Annotated in this window: 18 protein-coding genes and 1 pseudogene; 11 read left to right on the forward strand and 8 right to left on the reverse strand. The window is 66.0% G+C overall.

The features are described from left to right. The first annotated feature begins 26 nt into the window (after positions 1 to 26). The 4 genes from BN971_RS01870 to BN971_RS01885 all read left to right on the forward strand — a co-directional run bounded on the left by BN971_RS01870 (position 27) and on the right by BN971_RS01885 (position 2,593). Positions 27 to 674, forward strand: coding sequence for a cell division protein SepF (locus tag BN971_RS01870; protein WP_085179048.1), 648 nt, complete (start codon positions 27 to 29; stop codon positions 672 to 674). Positions 675 to 852: 178 nt separating this feature from the next. Then, the gene (locus tag BN971_RS01875; RefSeq protein WP_085179049.1) at positions 853 to 1,143 is read left to right on the forward strand and encodes a YggT family protein; all 291 of its coding nucleotides are present in this window, start codon (positions 853 to 855) and stop codon (positions 1,141 to 1,143) included. Between the two features lie 228 nt (positions 1,144 to 1,371). Continuing rightward, a complete protein-coding gene (gene wag31, locus BN971_RS01880; RefSeq protein WP_085179050.1) occupies positions 1,372 to 2,175 on the forward strand; it encodes a DivIVA-like cell division protein Wag31 in 804 nt (267 codons plus the stop codon). Positions 2,176 to 2,257: 82 nt separating this feature from the next. Continuing rightward, positions 2,258 to 2,593 (forward strand): hypothetical protein, encoded by a 336-nt coding sequence (locus BN971_RS01885; protein WP_085179051.1) that lies wholly within the window; start codon positions 2,258 to 2,260, stop codon positions 2,591 to 2,593. A 14-nt stretch (positions 2,594 to 2,607) separates the two neighbouring features. Here BN971_RS01885 and BN971_RS01890 read toward each other — a convergent pair whose 3' ends face one another. The 4 genes from BN971_RS01890 to BN971_RS01905 form a co-directional block, all read right to left on the reverse strand. Next, positions 2,608 to 3,285: a phosphoribosyltransferase gene (locus BN971_RS01890; protein ID WP_085179064.1), complete on the reverse strand. Its 678-nt coding sequence runs from the start codon at positions 3,283 to 3,285 to the stop codon at positions 2,608 to 2,610. 87 nt (positions 3,286 to 3,372) lie between these two features. After that, on the reverse strand, positions 3,373 to 3,729 hold the full coding sequence (locus BN971_RS01895) for an STAS domain-containing protein (RefSeq protein WP_085179052.1): 357 nt from the start codon (positions 3,727 to 3,729) through the stop codon (positions 3,373 to 3,375). Continuing rightward, positions 3,726 to 4,805, reverse strand: coding sequence for a cobalamin B12-binding domain-containing protein (locus tag BN971_RS01900; RefSeq protein WP_245836475.1), 1,080 nt, complete (start codon positions 4,803 to 4,805; stop codon positions 3,726 to 3,728). Before BN971_RS01900 ends, BN971_RS01895 begins: the two co-directional genes overlap by 4 nt. Continuing rightward, a complete protein-coding gene (locus tag BN971_RS01905) occupies positions 4,802 to 6,448 on the reverse strand; it encodes a PP2C family protein-serine/threonine phosphatase (protein WP_085179054.1) in 1,647 nt (548 codons plus the stop codon). Before BN971_RS01905 ends, BN971_RS01900 begins: the two co-directional genes overlap by 4 nt. Positions 6,449 to 6,645: 197 nt before the next feature. Between BN971_RS01905 and BN971_RS01910 the strand changes: the two genes are divergently transcribed. Both BN971_RS01910 and BN971_RS26540 read left to right on the forward strand, forming a co-directional pair. Continuing rightward, complete coding sequence (locus tag BN971_RS01910; protein WP_245836479.1) at positions 6,646 to 7,386, forward strand: MerR family transcriptional regulator; 741 nt, start codon at positions 6,646 to 6,648, stop codon at positions 7,384 to 7,386. Beyond that, entirely contained in the window at positions 7,383 to 8,141 is a 759-nt protein-coding gene (locus BN971_RS26540; protein ID WP_071509895.1) for a hypothetical protein, read from the forward strand. Before BN971_RS01910 ends, BN971_RS26540 begins: the two co-directional genes overlap by 4 nt. A gap of 32 nt (positions 8,142 to 8,173) precedes the next feature. Here the strand turns inward: BN971_RS26540 and BN971_RS01920 are convergent, their stop codons facing one another. Next, on the reverse strand, positions 8,174 to 10,999 hold the full coding sequence (locus tag BN971_RS01920) for a hypothetical protein (RefSeq protein WP_051445878.1): 2,826 nt from the start codon (positions 10,997 to 10,999) through the stop codon (positions 8,174 to 8,176). A 946-nt stretch (positions 11,000 to 11,945) separates the two neighbouring features. Here BN971_RS01920 and BN971_RS01925 point away from each other — a divergent pair. Beyond that, positions 11,946 to 12,371 (forward strand): PAS domain-containing protein, encoded by a 426-nt coding sequence (locus BN971_RS01925; RefSeq protein ID WP_051445881.1) that lies wholly within the window; start codon positions 11,946 to 11,948, stop codon positions 12,369 to 12,371. Positions 12,372 to 12,646: 275 nt separating this feature from the next. Beyond that, a complete protein-coding gene (locus tag BN971_RS24390; RefSeq protein WP_133058024.1) occupies positions 12,647 to 13,255 on the forward strand; it encodes a hypothetical protein in 609 nt (202 codons plus the stop codon). Positions 13,256 to 13,689: 434 nt separating this feature from the next. Here the strand turns inward: BN971_RS24390 and BN971_RS26545 are convergent. Beyond that, a pseudogene (locus BN971_RS26545) lies at positions 13,690 to 15,026 on the reverse strand (IS256 family transposase); the annotation flags it as partial. Positions 15,027 to 15,322: 296 nt separating this feature from the next. Here BN971_RS26545 and BN971_RS24875 point away from each other — a divergent pair. From BN971_RS24875 to BN971_RS01955, 3 genes are all read left to right on the forward strand, one after another. Next, complete coding sequence (locus BN971_RS24875) at positions 15,323 to 15,541, forward strand: hypothetical protein (protein WP_042911646.1); 219 nt, start codon at positions 15,323 to 15,325, stop codon at positions 15,539 to 15,541. A gap of 351 nt (positions 15,542 to 15,892) precedes the next feature. Further along, positions 15,893 to 17,071 carry a glycosyltransferase family 4 protein gene (locus BN971_RS01950; protein ID WP_372506962.1) on the forward strand — a complete coding sequence of 393 codons (1,179 nt, stop codon included), beginning with the start codon at positions 15,893 to 15,895 and terminating at the stop codon, positions 17,069 to 17,071. Next, complete coding sequence (locus BN971_RS01955) at positions 17,068 to 19,197, forward strand: amylo-alpha-1,6-glucosidase (protein WP_042911647.1); 2,130 nt, start codon at positions 17,068 to 17,070, stop codon at positions 19,195 to 19,197. Before BN971_RS01950 ends, BN971_RS01955 begins: the two co-directional genes overlap by 4 nt. A 151-nt stretch (positions 19,198 to 19,348) precedes the next feature. Here BN971_RS01955 and BN971_RS01960 read toward each other — a convergent pair whose 3' ends face one another. Together BN971_RS01960 and BN971_RS01965 are read right to left on the reverse strand one after the other, a co-directional pair. Continuing rightward, entirely contained in the window at positions 19,349 to 19,810 is a 462-nt protein-coding gene (locus BN971_RS01960; protein WP_042911648.1) for an Hsp20/alpha crystallin family protein, read from the reverse strand. A 416-nt stretch (positions 19,811 to 20,226) separates the two neighbouring features. Further along, on the reverse strand, positions 20,227 to 21,483 hold the full coding sequence (locus tag BN971_RS01965) for an MFS transporter (protein ID WP_230493386.1): 1,257 nt from the start codon (positions 21,481 to 21,483) through the stop codon (positions 20,227 to 20,229). Positions 21,484 to 21,621: the final 138 nt, after the last annotated feature.

Consider the following 21,621-nt stretch of genomic DNA (forward strand, 5'->3'; position numbering starts at 1 on the left):
TCAGGGCTTAGAAGGGGTCAAACGCAATGAGCACACTGCACAAAGTCAAGGCCTATTTCGGTATGGCCCCGATGGATGACTATGACGACGAGTACTACGACGACCGCGCCCCCTCCCGCGGCTTCCCCCGCGCCCGCTTCGACGAGGGATACGGCCGCATGGAAGGCCGCTACGAGGGCCGCGACTACGACGACCGCGACCCCGACTACCCGCCGACCGGCGGTTACCGCGGCGGCTACGCCGACGACCCCCGCTACGGTCCGGTCCATCCCCGCGAGTTCGACCGGCCCGAGATGAGCCGGCCCCGCCTGGGATCGTGGCTGCGCAGCTCCACCCGCGGAGCGCTGGCGATGGATCCGCGCCGGATGGCGATGATGTTCGAGGAAGGCCACCCGCTCTCCAAGATCACCACGCTGCGGCCCAAGGACTACAGCGAGGCCCGCACCATCGGCGAGCGCTTCCGCGACGGCACCCCGGTCATCATGGACCTGGTCGCGATGGACAACGCCGATGCGAAACGGCTGGTGGACTTCGCGGCCGGCCTGGCGTTCGCGCTGCGCGGCTCCTTCGACAAGGTCGCCACCAAGGTGTTCCTCCTGTCGCCCGCCGACGTCGACGTGTCCCCGGAGGAGCGGCGCCGGATCGCCGAAACCGGCTTCTACGCCTACCAGTAACGCGCCGGCCCGGTCCGGACGCCGCCCGTGGCGTTGGTTCGGGCGGTCCGCAGGCAACCGGCGGCACTTGATGCGGCTCACATAACGTGTGTGCCGCCCGCCGGAATCGGTACGCTGGCGTCTGCCGCGCCAGGGGCGCGGCGCTTGACGTCTTTCTCAGTTAGGTCGGGTCTCGCAGTTGGTGCTGTTCTTCCAGATCCTTGGGTTTGCGCTGTTCGTCTTTTGGCTGCTGCTCATCGCGCGGGTCGTCGTCGAGTTCATTCGCTCGTTCAGCCGTGACTGGCACCCCACCGGCATCACCGTGGTGGTCCTGGAGATCATCATGTCCATCACCGATCCGCCGGTGAAGCTGCTGCGACGCCTGATTCCCCAGCTCACCATCGGGGCGGTCCGCTTCGACCTGTCCATCATGGTGCTGCTGCTGGTCGCGTTCATCGGAATGCAATTGGCGTTCGGCGCCGCGGCGTGACGCCCGGAGACGGTTCGGCCACACTTTAGCGTCGGTTTGGTCCGCGCGATTTCAAAATTCTAAGGATTGCGATTTTATTAGCCTCAGTGTTTGAAATCCGTTCTTAATTATTATCCGAATCAGCAACGTTCGCGGCTGGTGTGACAGGATGGACGGCAGTTGCACGACGGATAGCACTGCGTTCTACACTTTCGAGAACGTTCGACAGGAGCTTGAGGGGACGACACAATGCCGCTTACACCAGCCGACGTCCACAATGTGGCGTTCAGTAAGCCACCCATCGGCAAGCGGGGCTACAACGAGGACGAGGTCGACGCCTTCCTCGACCTGGTGGAGGCCGAGCTGACGCGGCTCATCGAGGAGAACTCCGATCTGCGGCAGCGGATCGAGGAGCTGGACCACGAGCTGGCCTCCGGCGGCGGTGGCGGGTCCGGGGTCTCCGCGGCGCCCACCCAGGCCATGCCCGTCGCCGAACCCGAGCCCCGGGCCGCGGCCCCGACGCCGGTTGCTGCGCCGGCCGCCGCCGAAGGGACCAACGAGGAGCAGGCCCTCAAGGCCGCCCGGGTCCTGACCCTGGCGCAGGACACCGCCGACCGGCTCACCAGCACGGCCCAGGCGGAATCGGAGAAGATGCTGGCAGATGCCCGCGCCAACGCCGACCAGATCCTGAGCGAGGCGCGGCACACCGCCGAAACCACGGTGACCGAGGCCCGGCAACGCGCCGACGCGATGCTCGCCGACGCCCAGACCCGCTCCGAGACCCAGCTGCGCCAGGCGCAGGAGAAGGCCGACGCCCTGCAGGCCGACGCCGAACGCAAACACTCCGAGATCATGGGCACCATCAATCAGCAGCGCACCGTGCTGGAGGGCCGTCTCGAGCAGCTCCGCACCTTCGAGCGCGAATACCGCACCCGGCTCAAGACGTATCTGGAGTCGCAGCTCGAGGAGCTGGGCCAGCGCGGCTCGGCGGCACCGGTCGACTCCAGTGCCGACGCGGGCGGATTCGACCAATTCAACCGGGGCAACAACTAAGTCCCACCGTGCCGGAACGCCGGGTCGGCATGCTGAACCGCTCCTGACCCGCTGGTCCCGCCTGTCGGCTGGAGGATGACCGATGCTCGTCATTGCGTTGGTGCTGGCCCTGATAGGGCTCGTCGCGCTGGTCTTCGCGGTCGTCACCAGCAACGAGCTGGTGGCGTGGGTCTGCATCGGCGCCAGCGTCCTGGGCGTGGTGCTGCTGATCATCGACGCGGTGCGCGAGCGCCAGCGACGCGACGCCGAAGAGGTGCCGCCCGCCGACGAGGCGGACGAGGCGCCCGGCGCGGACGCCGTGGATTACCCCGAGGACGCGCCGGAACCAGAGTCTTCCGAGTCTTCCGAATCGGCCGAGGCGGCCGGTGCCGCCGCGGATGGCGGCGCGGATGGCGGCGTGGACGAGCCGGCCAAGTAGCCGACCCACCGCGGTCAGGCCGTCGGCGACTCGAGCAGCCCGCGGACCTCGTCGTCGCTGACCTGGTGGAAATCGCGGTAAACCTGGCCGACGGCTTCGAATCCCGGCGGCATGCTCGCGCACACCACGTCGTCGGCCTCCCGGGCGAGGCTGCGGCAGGTTGAACGCGGCCCGACGGGGACCGCGACCACGACCGATCCGGCGCCCGCCGCGCGCACCGCCCGGACTGCGGCCAGCATGCTCGCACCGGTGGCGATGCCGTCGTCGACCAGGATCACCGTCTTGCCGCGCGGGTCGGCGCTCGGCCGGTCGCCGCGATACGCGCGCTCGCGCCGCGACAGCTCCGCCCTCTCGGCCACGATCACCTCGCGCACCTGCTCGTCGGTGACGCGCAGGCCGGAGACCACGTCGTCGTTCATCACGAGCGCGCCGCCGCTGGCCACCGCGCCCATCGCGAGCTCCGACCAGCCCGGCACCCCCAGCTTGCGGACCAGGAACACGTCCAGCGGGGCGTTCAGCGCCGCGGCCACCTCCCGCGCCACCGGCACGCCCCCGCGTGCGAGCCCGAAGACCAGCACGTCGTCCCGGTTGCGGTAGGCCTCCAGCTCTTCGGCCAGTGCGCGGCCGGCCTCGCGGCGGTCACGGAAACAGCGCCGCGAAGTTCGCCGATGGAAGCCGCTCGGTGGGTTCATCATGGGCTCGCACTCCACGCTAGTGCCGGTGAGGGGCCCGGCGAAGGGCCGAGTGGACGGCCCGAGACGCCGACGCTCTCGCGGCGGTCAGCGTACCCCGGTCTCGCCGGGGGAATCCTCCCCGGCGGGCGCGGAGGTCACGAGGTGCTCGAAGGTGCCGGTGATGTCCAGGATGCGGTCGAGGAATTGCGGCCGATGGTCGAGGTGCAGCGAAACGCCCGCCTGGCTGGTGCGGCGGTGCACGAGGAGCAACCCGGCCAGGCCCGCCGAGTCACAGAAGGTCAGCCCCGAGAGGTCCAGGCGAAGGCGCGCCGGCGCGGGGTGCCGATGCAGCACCTCGGCAACGGCGCCGACGAAGTCGGCGGTGGTCTGGTAATCCAGCGACCCGGCCAGGCAAAGGCGGGCCGACGGGGACGCCGACTCGATGCGGATTGCGAGCGTCATTTCAGGCCCCCCGCGGCGAGGGCGTCGGAGGCCGCGCGCAGCAGGCGCTGGCTTCGCGGAAAGTCCTTGAGCTGCAACGAAATCAGATCCAGCGCCGGATGCAGCGAGGCCGCCGGCACGCCGCGTGCGGTGAGGATGCCGGCGGTCCAGCCGATGAAATCGGTGAACAAATCGTCGTCGTCGACATAGAGGCCGATCGCCAGGAAGTCGACGATGTGGGCGATGTCCTCGGTGGTGTGCTGGCGCTGGGTTTCCGAGTAGGCGCGCATCGCCGGGAAACGGTCCTGCAACCCGGCCAGGGTCGCCTTCACCAGCTGCCCCGCGCTGCGGCTCACCATGGTGTATTCCTGGTCGACCAGGTGCGGCAGGTCGTCGACGGGCTGACGGTTGGTCGTGCGGTGCACGGCGGGGAAGCCCTCGGCCAGGCGCCGGGCGGCGGCGCGGGCATCGGGTGCCCAGGCGTCGGCACCGAGCCGGCGGGCGTAGCGGCCGTCGCGACCGAAGGCGGCGCCGCCCGCCAGGACGGGGAAACCGGCGGCCTGGCAGGCGGTGATGGCGGTGTGGGCGGTGGGCAGGCGGGTCGGGATCGAGCACGACAGCGCGACCACGTCGGGGCCGTGTTCGTGCAGGTGCGCGATGAGGTGCGGGGTGGGCACCTGCGCGCCGAGGAAGTCGAGCTCCCAGCCCCGCAGCCGCAGCACCTCGGCGAGCAGTCGCGCGGGCAGCGCATGCCACTCGCCGTCCACACACGCCACGGTGAGCCGGCCCGCAGGGGCGGCCGGGTGGCCGGCGGTGTGGTGGGCCAGCGCGGCGATCACGCGATCGTTGATCGCCGTGGCGGCGTGCTCGTGGGCGACGGTGATCCGGTTGGCGGCCCATTCGGCGCCGACCCTGTGCTGGACCGGGGCGATCACGTCGAGCAGCACATCTTCGACCGTCATGCCGGCGTCCAGCGCGGCGAACACGGTGGCGGCCGCCGCATACTCGTCGCGGTCGCTGAGCGCGCCCCACAGCCGCTCCCGGACCAGGCCGGGGGTGGCCTGACTCTCCGGGGCCTCAATGTTGTTGGTACTCAAGCGATGTACCTTCCCCTGGTGTGGCCGTCGACCGCGCTGAGGTGGGTGCGCCGCGGGGCGGTGATGGCGACCACGGCGATGTCGTCGTGGGCGCGTTGACCGACCCATTGTGTCGTCAGCATCAGGACGCGTTCGACCACCGCCTCGGCCGGCATCCCGGCGCATTGCGTCAGGGCGGACGCCAGCCGCTCCTCGCCGAAGAAGTCCTCGCCCAGCGGGCCGCCGCGGGCCTCGGTCACCCCGTCGGTGTACATCACGCACGTCTCGCCCGGCGCGAGCATGGTCTCGAAGGTGTGCACCTTGATTCGCGGGAAGGCGCCGACGAGCGTGCCCCGGGTGTCCGCCTCCTCGACGTGGCCGCCGTCGCGCAGGATCAGCGGCGCCGGGTGCCCGGCGCAGGTCAACCGCAGCAGCACCGCTCCGTCGCGGTAGGCGACGGAGGCCAGGACCAGGGTCGCGAAGCGCGCGTGCTCGGCGGACAGCATCGCCCGGTTGAGCAGGGTCAGGACGTCCTCGTGGTTGTCGGCCAGCGGTGTCAGCGCCTGCAGCGTGTTGCGGATCTTGCCGGTCATCACGGCGGCCTCGAGACCCTTGCCGCACACGTCACCCAGCACCACCAGCGTCTCGTCCTCGGGCGTCGCCGCCGGATGGAAGTCGTAGAAGTCGCCGCCGACGAGTTCGTAGTCCTTCGACGCCCGGTAACCGCCCGCGAATTCGATGCCGTGCAGGCCGTGCAAGGGCGGCGGCAGCAGGTCGCGCATCAGCGTTCGGGTGATGGCGGCCTGCTCCGCGTACAGCCGGGCGGCGGACAGGGCCGCCCCGGCCCGCGCGGCGAACAGTCGCGCGAACACCTCTTCGTCGTCGCTGAACACCGGCTGGTTGTCGTCCCGCAACAGCACCAGCGCTCCGGCCGAGACGCCGTGCCCGGGCAGCGAAACGATCATCACTGACCCGATGGGCTCGGTAAGCGTTTGCGGCATAAGCCAATTCGGCACCATCGCGGGGTCGATCCAGCCCGATGACACCGGCGGGAACCCGTGCAGCGCCTCGCTCAAGCCCGGTACCGTCGCCGGATCGGCGTCGACGCTGCACTGCTCCACCGCACCGGCCACACCGCTGGAGAAGACCGGTAGCCGGCGGCCGCGGCCCGCCGGCGCGACCATGACCGCCGCATCCGCCAGGTGGCGGGCGGCCATCTGGACGGTCGCTTCCCGGCAGCGGTCGACGTTCAGCGAGGCGGTCAGCACCGACGACGCCTCGAGCAGAAACGCCGTGCGCTCCTGCTCCTTGGCCAGCGCCCGTTGCGCCTCCCGGAGCAACTGTCCGGTGTCCTCGACGAGCGACCACACCACCTCGCCGCCGGGAAGCACCGCGGCGTGGGCGTCGAATTTGCGCCCGCCGACGCTGCCGGAGACGACGAAGGCGTTCACACCGTCGGGCCCCGGGGTCGTGGAGACCAGCCGGTCGTGGGCTTCCGACAGCCAGGGCGCCGCCTGCTCGACCGGGGCGCCCAGCCGCATGTCGGGAAGCACCTCCTGGGCCGAAGCGCTCAGGGCGCGGACCTCGCCCGCCCGGCCCACAACCAGCGTCGGGCACGGCACAGCCGCCCACAACGCGTCGAGTTCGGTCTCGACGCCCGTCATGATTGGTTTCCCCACCCGGCTGATATCCCGAGTCTAACCATGCCGCGGACGGGGGCGCCGTCGCGGCCGACCGTGTCGCCGGACGTGTCCGAGGGGGGAGTTGTCCACCTGCGACACGAGTTGAGACCTTCCAACTCGGTCGTTGACGGAACGGCCGATGGCCATCGTCATGAGTTTGAGCTGCATATATTGCGTAAATGCGTCCTCTGGTCGACTATATATGTGTGAGTGAGATGACGGCTGTGGCAGGTGCGGAGATCCTGGGGGTTTCGGCGCGGCAGGTCGCGCGGCTTGCCCGTGCGGGGGAGTTGACGGTGACGCGGACGGTTGGCGGTGCGTTGTTGTTGGATGGTGCGTCGGTGCATCGGCTGGCAAACCAGGTCCGCCACAATGGGCGCCCATGGACGCCGGCCACGGCGTGGGCGGCACTCGCGTTGCTCTCCGGTGAGCGTGTGGATTGGCTGGACGCCTCGGCGTTGTCGCGGCTGCGGCATCGGCTGCGGGCTGGCGGCGCGTCGCAGTTGTGTTGGATGACGCGTCGCCGCGCGTCGGTGCTTCGGATGCGTGGGTGGGGCACCGATACCGGGCTGCTGGCCTCGGGAGTCAGTGCATTGCACGATGAGGCGATGTCGCAGCTGTTCGATCTCACGGCTGTCGATGGGCGAGTCGAGGGTTATGTTCGTGCTCGCGATTTGGCCGGCGTGGTCGGCGCGGCCGGGCTTATCGATGACGTGGGGGGTGACGTGATCGTGCGGGTGGTGCCTGAGGATGCCGGCTACGCGGTCGACCACATCGTGACGGCCGCGGTGGCGGTCGACTTGGCCGAGTCGCTGGACACCCGTGAGTCTGCTGCGGGGATCGGTGTCCTGGAGGATCTGCTCGACCGGTTTCGTTCCGGTGACACCGGCCGGCGCGTGTCGGGACGACGGGACCGATGAGTCCGCAGGCCGAGAATCGACCGCTCTGGCAGGTGGATGCCCCGGCCGGCGGATGGCCGTCGCCGTGGCCGCAGCTCGTCGAGATCGCCCACGCCGTCCCCTGCACGCAGTGGACGCTGGTGGGTGGATTGATGGTGCAGCTGCATGCGGTGCGGGCGGGGTTGCCGCTGACCCGCGCCACGCGTGATGTGGACATGATCCTGCACATCGAGACCGGAGCGGCGACATTTGGTGGTGTCCGGCGTGACTTGGAACGCCTCGGATATCGCCTGCGTGAACCCGTCGGCAGCGGGCCGGTACACCGTTTCGTCCGTGGTGCTGGCGACGGCGAGACGGTCGATGTCATGGTGGCCGATCGCCTTCCGCTCAAGCTTCATCCGAAGGTGTTGCAGCGGAAGGTGTTTGCCGTCCCGGGTGGGACTTCGGCGCTGCGCAAGACGGTCAACTGTGAGGTGACTGCCGGCGCGGGCGCCGTCACGCTCAGCATTCCTGACGTGCTGGGCGCGTTGGTGCTCAAAGGCGCTGCCTACCTGGATGACTCGCGTGATCGCGGTCGCCATCTCGATGACGCGGCAGTGCTGGCCTGCGCAGTGACCGATCCGGTTGGTGATCGCGCTCGGATGATTGGCAGCGACCGCAAACGTATCGCCGCGCTGTGGACGATGCTCAGTGATCTTGGCCATCGATCGTGGATAGCTACGGGGACAAACTCACGACGAGGGCACGCAGCACTGCGAGTCCTGAGCGGCGGCTGACAATCCTGGGTGTTATCAGTGCTTCGAGTGTCCTAGCTGTCGGGAGGAGCTCCTCCCGACAAATCGCTGAGTTGGTTGTATCGCGCAAGTACGCGCTCCAGCGCGGATTGGAGACGATCGCGATGTGCGGGCAGCGTAGGGATCACCCGGTGGAGTTCTCGGCCAACTTTCTTCAAGGCTTCGTGCATGGATAGAAGTACGTAGTTGGCGTGCACGCTGGTGGAGACGAGAGCGTCAGTCGCGGCTAGCGCATTGTCGATATCGTCAGTATGGAGTTGGCACACGATCATCAACGCGTCGAGGAGCACGCCGTTTTCGATTGACTCATTGGCTTCCCGCCATAGGAGTACGTGACGAAGGAGTTCCTCAAACTGCCCCGCCTCGTAGAGACGATTCGCGAGATTGTTCTGTATCGCACCGCCAGGATTCGCAGAGGGGTCACTGTCCGCGATGCCGGCGAGTTCGGTCCGCGCTCCGGCTAATAGCGGCGAATTGCGGTGCAGATCGGTGCGATTGAGGTAGCTGAGGGTCTCGGCGGCGATTACGTAGCCGAACCTGCGTTTCGACTCGTCCGCGCTGGCTGTAGCTTCGCGAACCGCGACCAGGAGTGGGTTCACGAGTGTGGAGACCATCTCCGGGGCTGCCTCGCCGATGGATAGATCGCCGATCATGTTGCTGAGAATCTTGGCTCGGATGAGTCGCGCATGTTGCTCATGCAGCCACGGCGCCAGGTCCTGTGTTGCGGCATGACCGAGTTCAAGTGCCTGCTGCAGCCTGCCACGACTCGCTGCGCACGTGCTGAGCTCGGCGCGCAGAAGTGCTTTTGCGTAGGTGAATACACGGAGACTCTGCCTCGACATCGATGATAACGGCTCGTTCTCCGCGATGAGCGCCAGAAGATCATCGGCGTGGACGCGAAGCTGTTCGACTGCGAAGAATTCGCCTTGGTCGCGCAACTTTCCCAGCCACCCGACAAGGAAGTACATGAATACGGTGCACTGGGACTCTAGATAGCCGTGGGGTACAGCGGCCAAGTATGACCGGCGGAGAATGTCGTGTACGAGGGGATGGACCGCAACCGTCTCACTGACGGGTGTGCGGTTACCTTCCCCGTCGTTCACAACTCGCTGAGCGATGGACTGCGTGCGCAACGCAGACAGAACTCCCCGACGAACAGCTTGATCTACCTCGGTTGGTACCGGGAGGTTCGCAAGATCGACGTAGACTGATTCGTCTGTCGCCTGCAGAACGAAGTTGAGTGGCAACAGTTCTGGTGCAAGCAGACAGCCGATCTCCACGACGGCCCGCGCCGACCTGCCGTACACCTGCCCGGTTCGCGTGCCTTTTGCCAAGCTGCGGGCGGCATGCTGGATAGCTGCAAACGCCGTCGACGGGAAGCCGGGCGGTATCGATGCATCGTCGGCGAGCGCTTCCAAATCGCTGAAGTACTGCAAAGCCAACTCGTCGAGTTGACCCTCAGTGTTCTTGAAGTAGATCGCAGACATGCTCACAGCCAAGGGCACCAGACCCAAACGGACAACAATCTCGCGGATCGAATCGCGGGCACGGTCGAGATCTGCGGGCCCGATATCCGCATACGCTGCAAAGCAATCGATGGCTTCATCTTCGGTGAACTCAGCCACTTCGATAACCGGAGCAGTTGGCCACCAGTTGAGACTGTTATTGGATGCGACGATAATCGAGCCGTAACCTCGCGACGGGATGTATTCCTCGATATCTGTGCGGTTTTGGAGTCCATCGAAGATGAGCAACCAAGGGCCCGGGTGGCGGCCGAGGATGCCGGCGAACACCGGCCCGATTGTCGTGCCACCTGGGACGGTCTCGTTCAACTGCTCAATCAGATTGCGGATCTGCGGTTCGATGAAGTCAACGTCGCGACAGTCGACCCAACATATGAACGCGTACGAGATGGCTTCAATATGGCAATAGTCCGATGCAAGAACGGTTTTCCCGTTTCCTGTCCGGCCCGCTAACACCACGCGAGAAGGAGTCGACACTTCCTTCGTAAGGTCGAGATGGCTTTGAATCTCATTGAGGTAGCCCAGCCTGGGAACGGTCGACAGATAGTTGGGGATGTTGGTAATCGGTAAGCCCCAATCAAATCCGCCGGCGACTTGCGCGATCGCTGCGTCCGGCATGACGAGCTTGTCGAGGAGATCGAGGGCGGAAATTCTGCTTGGTTCTGTCCCCGCCGCAGCGCTGAAGATGAAGTCGACAAGGATCGAGACCAGCAGCTGGCAGGTGACGGTGCCTGGCGAGCGTCCACGCTCCACGCGGAAACCTTTGATCAACTCCGTGATTGAGTCGAACAACTCAGCCGTGCTTCGCGAGTCGAAGATGATGCGCGGTTCCGCAGCTCCAACAGGTGCCTGCGGGCCCGACGGCCAGGTGTACTCCGTCCGGCTCGCATAGGTCGTTTGCTCTATCGCCGCGTCGGCCAGGACGGGCGAGAGGGGCTTGTTCGTGAGCAGAATTCTCTCTTCAGCGGGGTGGATCACAAGTCGGTCGAAGACTTCTCCCGCAGCAGCCGGTTGCAGTGGGTGATCATCGGGCTCAGAGGACGACTTCACCTGCACGTTGTGCGATGGCTCGTCGTCGATCTCGACCGCGAAGTCGACTACATCGTCGTCTTTGCCATCGTCCTTCCTATGCAGCGGCTCGATCACCAGCGTCGTGTGCGGTATCAGAGCGAGGTTATTTCGAAGGAAGCCCAAGACGTATTCGGCCGTTACGAGGTACTGGTACCTGAGACCGAAGGCTGCGATACCACCGCCGCCCAACGCGACCATTCTGCTCCCCGTCGTTGTCAGGTACTTGGTCGCCAGACTATCCACCACAGTCCGGCTGAACCTTTACGTCCGCCAGTGTCACCAGGACGCGGCGCATTGAATCGCGGTGAGTCCGGAGACATGTCGAAGCAATTCACGGTCCTCTTGAATCCGTTACTAATCGGCAGGTCTGATCGCCTGCGACCTCGGTGGTCGCAGTGGTGAGTTCTTCGCGGCGGTGCTTTCGCCGCCGGCGTTAGTTGTGGGGGTCCGTGTCGGTGTCGAGTGGACGTAAGCAACCACGAAAAATCCGCTCCGATGCAGTTCGGAGCTGATTTACGGACACTGCCAGCTAACAAGATTGTGTCCGAGGGGGACTTGGCCATCTGCGACACGGGTCGAGACCTTTCAACTGAGTCTGACCTGACCAGTCGAGTTTGCGACGTGAGTCATCGGGCGTGCAGTGGATGCAAGCGTAGCGATCTCTCGTGCTGTTGCAGAGGGGGCGCACCGCTGCCACAACCGTGAGCATGGGCGTAGCTTCCCGAATCAGGGCGCCGACGCCGGTCCTTGATCAGACAAACGGACTTCAGATCGTCCTCGGGAAGGTCCGCCCGTTCCGCCTCGCCGAGGCTCATCTACAGACCTCTAATCATTGCTCAGCATCAGTAATCACTGCTCAGCATCAGGCGGTCTGACGGGTCACGTCGGGTCGGTTCGGGGTCGAAAAGATCAGGAGGTGGGGCCACATCCGTTTACGGACATAGACATGTCGGCTCGGTGAGCTACGAAGAATCATGCATTTGACATGAATTATCTCTGTTGCTAGGAACAGATTATCGCGACCAGCCAGATCACACTCGGAGCGCAAAGCCAGTGTCGAAAAGTGCAAACTATGTCGGGAGCTCGACAAAGATGGTGACGATTCCGATGTGCTACGTGACCCCGGAGGCTTCGCCGCGCCCACACGCCAGCCCAGACAGAGGCTTCTGCGGTGCGGGCAGGAGGTTGTGAAGTGGTTGACGACTTCGATGACGCCGCTGTGGTGGCTGGCACGGCGCAGCGGGTCGGTCGGTTCCGGTTTTTCCTTGATGGCCAGCGCTGGGAGTGGTCAAAGGCGGTTGCCCGGATGCATGGCTATGAGCCGAGAACGGTGACACCGACCACCGAGCTGCTCCTGCTGCACAAACATCCCGACGATCGCCAGCAAGTCACGGCTGTTTTGGATCGGGTGCTGCAGGGGGAGCCCTTTAACAGTCGGCACCGCATCATTGACACGGCCGGGCATACCCGCTTTGTGGTCGTGGTGGGTGACAGCATGGTCGACGAGTCGGGTTCGGTCATCGGCACTTCGGGGTTTTACCTGGATGTCACCACGGGCGATTCGGGAGGACATCACCACGACGATCTCGGAGACGGCGGTTGCGCGGGGGCAGATTAATCAGGCCCACACAGGTGTTCATCGTCGCCTACGGCGCTCGGGCCGCGCGCCTTCGATATCTTGGTGGCTGTTCCCAGGCGACCAACATCAAATTTCGACAATGGCGTGACCCTGCCCGATCGACTGGCCCGAGTCGATCACGCACTGTTCAGCATCGACTTGCACCACCTGCGGCCCGTCCGACGCCTGCAGGGCCGTTCGACGTAGCCAGGTTCTCGGGAGACGACCGCCTACCGGCCCAGGCCGTGCTTTCAGCGCAAACCTGCCCTTACAGCTTGTGGAAGTTTTCCGCTTGTGTTATCAGAAATATATGTCTGCAGCCATCGATCGTTATCCCTGATCGGGAGGTGGAGTCCCAACACCGCAGTAACGGTGAACTGGCGTCGGCAGCGACGGCCTGGGCCGAAGATCTGCCCGCGGCGGCTCGCGCGGCAACAGAGGCTTTTGTTTATTTGATGCGCCAATACCGGGTGCGCCCCTATGACATCGCCACGACTTGTAGTTCACGATTCGCGGATCGCGACGCGCCGCCCGCAGGGCGCTCTCACTTTGAGATCGTGTGCCATTTCGACGTGGCGGCACCATTTTGGCCCTTGACCGCCGACGCCGATCAGGTCTGCGGTTACGCCATTAGCTCCGATGGGCACTGCATCCGGTATGAGCGAACGTCCTTCTCAATAAGCCCGTATGCCTTCGGGTTTATTGAGCAGCGGGCTGAATTCGCCCCCGGCTGCCGAGAAGTGATCCGCCGCGCGACAGCAAGCAACCCTGCCTTCGTGTGCAAGGTGCTGCCTGCCCGCTCCGCTGTTCATGTTATCGCGAAGTATCTGATTGATGCAGCAGTGACACTAATCGAACGCCGCGGGCCCTTGGCGGTCGAGTAAATTATCGGGTGGGGTGCAGTGGGGCCAATGACCAGGCCGATTGGGTCGAGATGTGATCGGACAGCCTTACTTGCCGTCAACTTCTTTATGGCCGACATGTCGGCCGGCATGGGCCCGTTTTTGGTGTGGTGTTGCAGAGTCGTGGTTGGGGCACCGCCGCTACCGGTATGGTGGTCACCCTGGGTGCCATTGTTGGCATGGTCGCGGTCGCACCGGCGGGAGCGCTGGTTGATGCGACCACGCGCAAGCGGGCCTGTGTCGTCGCCGTCGGCGCGTGCACGGTGACGGCCTCTGCGCTGATCCTCTCGGCGCGACAGTTTTGGGTCATCGGTGCTGCGCAGGCCGCCATGTGTATTGCTGGGGTGACGATGGTGGCGTCCGGAATCCGGTGTAAATGAGGCCGATGAAGGTTCTGGCTTCGGTGGTTGATGTGACGCCGTGGCGCTGGCGGTTTCGGTGGTGTTGTTTGGGCAGTCCTGGTTGTGCTGGGGTCGCAGTTGGCGGGGTGGTTGCAGCAGGCTGCGGCGTAGGTCTTGCAGTTGACGCAGCCCCGCGGGGGTCATGGCGAGGCCGCGCCAGCCGCGGGAGGCGCGGTCGAGGACAGCCCAGGCGATGCTGATGCAGCTGGTTTCTCCGGGGAAGCGGCCGATTACCTTTGCGCGGCGCCGTGTTTCACCGAAGGTGCGTTCGATGAAGTTCGAGTGGCGGATGCGGTGATGGTGTTCGGCCGGGAACCTCAGATAGGCGGTCAGGCCTTCGCGATCGGTCAGCACGATCTTCATCGCCGCCGGATACGTGGTGCCGTAACGCTCGGCGAACGCGGTCAGCCGGGCGTCGACGAGCTCGACCAGGCGCGGACCGGGCCCGGTGTTGACCTCGGCGGTGTCAAAGCAGGCCCAGTAGCCGTCGCGGATCTCGGCCTGCATCCCGGCGGGGATCTTGACCAGAATATTGCGTAGCCGGTGGATGAGGCAGCGTTGCCGCAGCGCGGCCGGCAAGACCTGCTCGATCGCGGCAATCAGGCCGGCCGCGCCGTCGGAGATGACCAGCAGCGGGCACCCCAAGCCCCTGTCGCGCAGGTCGGTCAAGAAATCGGCCCAGGCGTCGGTCGACTCGCCGGCACCAGGGGCCAGGCCGACGAAGACGGGTTTGCCGTCGGTGGTGATGCCCCAGCCGGCCAAGACCGGCTCGGCCGGCGAGCCAGGATGTATCCGGAAGAACGACGCATCCAAGAACAGGTAGTCCAGCACCACCTCGTCGAGCCTCCGCGCCGCCCAGCTGTCGTACTCGGTCTTGATCGCCTGGCATACCTCGACACCGTTGATTTCGAGATCGCGGCCTGATCACCGAGCGCGTCGGCCAGGGTGGCCTCCACATCGCGCACCGACAACCCCCGCACGAATGAGGCGATCACCAGCGACTCCAGTGCGTTGGTCTTGGTGACGTGCTTGCCGAACAATCGCGAAGCGAACGCGGTGGTCGTGTCACGCAGCTTAGGCCGCTCCAAAGTGACCGGGCCGGCGGTGGTCTTGACCGTCACCGGCTGATAGCCGTTGCGTGACCCGGGCTGGGCATCCGGTGCCGCGGCGGCGCGCTGGCAGCGCTCCCGGCCCAGGAACTCGGTCACCTCGGCCTCCAGCGCGGCCTGCATCAGCAACTGCGCGCCGAGGCGGGCCACCTCCTCCAAGATGTCGGGCAGCTCACGATCGGAGGCGAACAGCTCGTCGATCTTGGCGCGAACACGATCGGTCGGTGATACTCGTGCAGGCACGGGCGTAGGTCCTTTCACTTCGATGACTTGGCGGTCTCGAAGCAGAACCTACGCCCGGCCCCCTTTTACACCGGCTTTCGGACGCGACCTCGCCCCGACAGTGATTGGCATCACCCTTGGTGTGGTGGGCCAGGCCGGGTTCACCGGCCAGAACGGTCGCGACCAGGCCTGGAATCACGCTGGCAATATGGCCGGTGCTGCGCTGTCGGGGCTGCTGGGCTGGCAGTTCGGGTACCCCGCGGTGTTTTGGTTGGCGGCGGCCGGCCACAGGCAGGTCGGTCAATGGCCGCGTCACGGTGTCGCGATACCTGCCGTCGCGCCCACAGTCCGGACAACGCGGATTCCTCACCACGGGGGTGCAGAAGATCGTGGTCTGGGTGTCGTCGACGGCGGCGTCGGTGATCGTCACCCCCAACTCGATCGTGCGCATGATCGTGTCGGCAACAACAGAGCGCGGGCAGGCATTGGCCTCGCGCAACGGGTCCCCTCGGTGGTGTTGGTGGAGCTTGGTGTAGGAACCCGCATCGTCACCCACCGAGGGCCCGCCTCAGCTCACCGACACGACACCCTTCCCCAGCGTTCCGCTAACCACCGGTGCACGCTCGATCACGAAGAGCCGGTTTGGCCGCGGCGCCAGCTCGTGAGTGGTGCTGGCTAACGCTGATTCGTCTCGCGATCGGTGGTGATCGCGCTCGGCTTTTAGGCACTCAGCAACGGGCCTCGTTGCGGCCGTCGTCGTGTGTGTGGCGGGCGGGGTGTCGGTGACGGTTGGGGTGTGTGGCGGGCGCGTGCACAGCGGGCCATAATTAGCACTCAAGGAATCGAAGTGCTAACGCTTGTGGATGTTGGGAAAGGAGGAAATCCGAGTGCGCAGCATCGATTTCGTGCAGGGTGTGTCGACGCATTCTCGGCCCGATGGTCGGGCCCGGCGGTTGCGGATTGTGCAGGTGGCGCCGCCGTATTTCGACGTTCCGCCGAAGGGCTATGGGGGTGTGGAGGCGGTGCTTGCTGATCTTGTGGATGCTTTGGTTGCTCGTGGGCATGAGGTGACGGTGTTGGGGGCTGGTGAGTCGGGCACGGCGGCGCGGTTTGTGTCGTTGTGGGATCGCACGATTCCGGATCGGCTTGGTGAGCCCTATCCGGAGGTCATGCATGCATTGAAGGTTCGTAACGCCGTCGCGGACCTCGCGGCGGATCAGGGCGTCGATATCGTGCACGATCACACCTTTGCCGGTGTGCTCAACGTGCCCGTCTACCGGGGGCTGGGCTTGACGACGGTGGTGACGGTGCACGGCCCCATTGATGCCGATCTGTACCCGTACTATCGCGGATTGGGTGCAGACGTGGCGTTGGTGGCGATCAGCGATCGCCAGCGCGAATTGGCCCCGGACCTGAATTGGGTTGGGCGCGTGCATAACGCGCTGGAGGTCGAGCAGTGGCCGTTTGAAACCGACAAGGGCGACTATGCGTTGTTCTTGGGCCGTTTCGCCCCGTATAAGGGTGCGCACCTGGCCGTGCAGGCCGCCCACGAGGCGGGCGTGCCGCTGGTGTTGGCGGGCAAGTGCTCGGAAGCGTCGGAGAAGGCCTACTTCGATCAGCGGGTGCGTCCGCTGCTGACCGGCAGCGATCACGTGTTCGGTGAGGCTGACGCGGTCAGCAAGCGCAAGCTGCTCGCCGGTGCGCGGTGTTTACTGTTTCCGGTTCAGTGGGAGGAACCGTTTGGGATCGTGATGATCGAGGCGATGGCCTGTGGCACGCCAGTGGTGGCGTTGCGCGGCGGAGCGGTGGCTGAGGTTCTCATCGATGGAGTCACCGGTGTGATTTGTGAGCAGCCGGCTGAGCTGCCGGCCGCGATCGAGCGGGCGGGCAGTCTTGACCCGCACGCGTGTCGTCGGCATGTCGCGGCGAACTTCGATGTGGCGCAGTTGGGTTCGGGCTACGAGCGGATCTATCGCCGGCTGCTGTACGGCGAAGAGATTACTCGGGCGGCGAGCAACCCGATATCCCGGCGGCGTGAGTCGACGGATGAGATGGTCACCGCATGAGTGACGCGCCCGCGGCGTTCAACACCAGTGCGCCGGCGCGTCTGGGGGCCGGCGCTGACACCGTCACCCTGGTGGAGGGGTCGACGTTTTGCCTGTCCGATTGTCTCGGCGACGTGGTCGCGGGCCGCGCGCATGGGTTGTTCTTCCGCGACGCGCGGGTGTTGTCTCGGTGGGAGCTTCGGGTCGACGGCCAGCCGCCCGAACCGCTGTCGGTGCAGCCGTCGGCGGGGTTTGCCGCGCAATTCGTGTTGCGCCGCGCCCCGCGCGGCGGCCAGGCCGACAGCACACTTCTGCTGGTTCGGGAGCGGCTGGTGGCCGACGGGTTGCGCGAGACCATCTCGGTGGAAAACCTCGACCACGAACCCACCGTGGTGGTGTTGCAGTTGCACGTCGACGCCGATTTCGCGGACCTATTCGCCGTCAAGGAGGGCCGCGCGGCGCGCGGTGGCGCCGAGGTGGCCGCCATCGACGGTGAACTGGTGCTGTTGGAGTGGGGCGATCGGGTCCGCGGCCTGCGGGTGACCGCCTCGGGGGAGCCGGTGGTGGCACCGGGGTGGCTGACCTGGCGGGTGGTGGTGGCTGCCGGCCAGCGCTGGCACACCGAGATCCTCGCCGAGCCGACGTGGGCCAACAACACCGTGCGAACCCGATTCCGTCGCGGCGAGAACCTGCAGTCCAGTGCCCCGGCGCGCAAACTGGAGGCCTGGCGGCACACCGCGACCACCGTGGAGGCGGGTCATCGCGTGCTCACCGAGGTGCTGCGGCAAACCGAAAGCGACCTGGGCGCGCTGCTGATGCATGACGAGAGCGGTCAGGGTCGTTCGTTCGTGGCCGCCGGAGCGCCCTGGTTCATGACGTTGTTCGGCCGCGACAGCCTGCTGACCGCGTGGATGGCGTTGCCGCTGGACGTCGGATTGTCGGTGGGCACCTTGCAGCAGCTTGCCGCGGTGCAGGGCCGGCGGGTGGACCTGATCACCGAGGAAGAGCCGGGGCGGATCATGCATGAGATCCGCCGCGGCCCGGCCAGCACCGACGTGCTGGGTGGCGCCGTCTACTACGGGTCGGTCGACGCCACCGTGCTGTTTGTGATGCTGTTGGCCGAAGCGTGGCGGTGGGGCGCCGACCCGTCAGTGGTACGCTCGCTGCTGCCGGCCGCTGATGCGGCGCTGTCGTGGGCCCAGCGTTACGGCGATCGTGATGGTGACGGGTTTATCGAGTACCAGCGCGCCACCGACCGTGGCCTGATCAACCAGGGCTGGAAAGACAGCTTCGATGGCATCAACGACGCCACCGGCCGCACCGCCGAGCCGCCGATCGCGCTGTGCGAGGTGCAGGGCTATCACTACGCGGCCCTGCTGGCGCGCGCCGAGCTGGCCGAGGCATTCGACGACCCCACGGGAGCCGGGCAGCTGCGCGAGCGCGCCCAGGCGTTGCGCACGCGGTTCCTCGAGGCGTTCTGGTTGCCGCAGCGCGGCTGGTACGCGGTGGCCCTGGACCGGCGCAAACAGCCCGTCGATGCGTTGACCAGCAACGTCGCGCACTGCCTATGGACCGGTATCGCCACCGATGAGCACGCCGCAACGCTGGTCAAACACCTGGCATCCGGTGAGATGGATAGCGGGTTCGGGCTGCGCACCCTGGCCACCACGATGGGCGCTTACAACCCGATGAGCTACCACAACGGCGCCATCTGGCCGCACGACACCGCGATCGCGGTGGCCGGGCTGCTGCGCTACCCGCATGTGCGCGAAGCCCACGTCCTAGCCCACCGGTTGGCTAACGGCCTGCTGGATGCCGCCGACGCGTTCGGCACCCGGCTGCCTGAGCTGTACTGCGGATTTCCCCGGTCGCAGTTCGGTTCACCGATCCCGTACCCCACCTCGTGCTCACCGCAAGCCTGGTCCAGCGCCGCGCCGGTCCTGCTGCTCAGATCGTTGCTGGGACTCGAACCGCACGTGCCGGCGCGCCAGATAGCGGTCACACCGCATCTGCCCGAGGCGTGGGGCCGCGTCGTGCTGACCGACCTGCGCCTGGGAGACGCCAGCATCGATCTGGAAGCCGAGGGTGACACGGTCAAAATACATCGGATGCCCGAGGACTGGCAGCTGCTCAGCTCCTCAGCATGACCCAGGTATCGCCGCGCTCGCTCCGTGCGCGGCACCGCCTGATCCGTAATCATCTGATGGTGTGGATTCGCTGCTGCCACAACGCCGCCCCCGACATGCGCACACAGACCCGCAGCGGGTATTGCCCGCCGCGGGTGCCGCAACCAGCGTCCTAGGCGGTTTCTGTGGGTGATTGCACGACTTGGCCTTCGATGACGTGTGGTGCCGCGCCGTGGGCGACCTCGATGCGGCGCGGCTTGGCCCCTTCGGCCAGCGGGATGCTGACGGTGAGCACCCCGTTTTCGTACGTCGCGCTGATCACTGAGGCGTCGATGCCCTCTCCCAGCCACAGATGCCGACGGTATTCGCCGAAGAACCGTTCGGCGGTCAGCCACTGCACCGATTCCTCGGAGCGGGCGGTGCGCCGCGCCGACACCGTCAGGGTGCCGTTGTCCACGCTGACGTCGATCGACCCCGGATCGACCCCGGGCAAATCGGCGGTCAGCACATAGTGGTCGTCGATCTTGCACAAGTCCATCGGCATGAACCGAGGACCGCGGCTCGACCCGACCGGCCCGGCCAGCACGTCACGCACCAGAGCGTCGAAATCAGTGAACGGATCGAAACGCAACACAGCAATCCACCTCCTGTCACACTCGGTGCCCGCCACCCTGGCGGGCAGCAAAATTACTGTGCGCCAACAACTTTAGCGCTCTCACCGGCCCGCTGCCAGACGCCGCCAGGCCCGCCGGCGCGCGGCCCTGCACCGGATACGGGCAACGACCGGTGTGCCAGAGCGGAACTCCATCGCAGCGCCCCGCAGCCCAGCTTTCACCGCCCCGACACGGGACCGGATGGGATGGTGGATGAGAACTGGTCGGGATTAGGGATGTGACGCGGCGGGAAACGGTGTTGTCCCGGAAGGCTTTCTCGGCTTCCCCTCCACCGCACACTGGGTGTCACCTCCATGGCAGTGCCCGCGAGCCCCATGGGGCCCCCGGACCATATCGCCGGGCACGTACCTTCCCCGTGACGGGTTGGATCCCTCGCTCACGTCGCCTCGACGGGGGCAGAGGCCAGTGAGATGTGGTTGCCGGTGCGACGCAGCATGGGCGCGAACCCGAGCCAGATGGCCAGCGATCCCATCGACAATCCGCCAAGCATCACGAAAGCCGCTGAAAAACCAAATATTTGGGCGGTGAACCCGCCGAGCACCGGGCTGAGAGCTCCCCCAAGTCCTTGGGCGGCCATGATCGCGCCTTGGCCGACGTTGATGTGGCCGGTGCCGTCGAGGATGCGGGCCACCAGCCCGGGCACCGCTACGGACAACATGCCCGCCCCGACGCCGTCGAGGATTTGCACCGGTATCACTCCCCAGGTCGTGATGACTCCGGCGGCGACGAGCGCGCGGATGGGTAAGGCGCTGAACGCGATCAGAATGGCTAGCCAGTAGCCATGAGTTTGCACAATCCTCATGGCCGCCAGGGATGCGGGGATCATCACGGCCTGTGCCACCACGACGGTGCTGGCCACGGTGGTGAACGCGTTGGCGTGGGTGGCGACAACGGCTAGCCCGTAGAGCGGCAGCATCGCCGCATTACCCAGCCAAAACAGCATCACGGCGGCGGCCAGCGCCAACAGCGGCCGGGACTTTACCAACACCCGTAGTCGTTTGACCGGGGGCTGCTCGCCGGCCAAGATCTCGCCGCGCGCGACATGATGGTTGATGCGACCGGCGGGGATTCTCAACACCGCGAGGACGGTGACCACCGCAAAGGCTGCGGCAAGCCAGAACACTCCGGCGTATCCGAACACCCAGCCCAGCAGACCTCCAATCGCGGCGCCGGCCATGTTGCCGGCGTGGTTGTACGCCTGATTGCGACCGTTTTGGCTGATAAACCCGGCCTGGCCCACCAGGCCCAGTGTGATGCCAATCACCGCCGGGGCGATCATCGCCCCGGAAACGCACATAACAGACTGCGCGGCGGCGACCACCCAAAACTGCCGCGACGTCAAAATCACCGCCGAAGCCGCCACGGCCGCTAGACCGACTACGATCACACAGGCGCGTTTGCGGGTGGTGGCATCAACCAGCGCCCCCGCGGGCGCCACCGTGCACATGCCGACAATCGCACCCAAGGTGATAACGGTGCCAATCGCCCCGGTGGTCCAGCCGCGGCTCGCGAGCAAGACACCCAGGAACGGGCCCATGCCGGCTTCCATGTCCGCCATGAAAAAATTGACCGCCTGCAGCGCGGCGCGATCCCGGATCGGCACCGTGAGCATCGACGTGGCTTGGCTGGCCATCCCCTGAATACTCAGGCATCGAGTCGGATCTTCGCAATGCGATCGCACCGGTTCACGGCCGGGTGGGAAACGGTAACTTGACCGACCACGGGCGCTTCGCTTTTGGCACATCGGGCACCAGGGGGCCCAGAGCCACAG

This window comes from Mycobacterium bohemicum DSM 44277, from assembly GCF_001053185.1.
GTDB lineage: Bacteria > Actinomycetota > Actinomycetes > Mycobacteriales > Mycobacteriaceae > Mycobacterium > Mycobacterium bohemicum.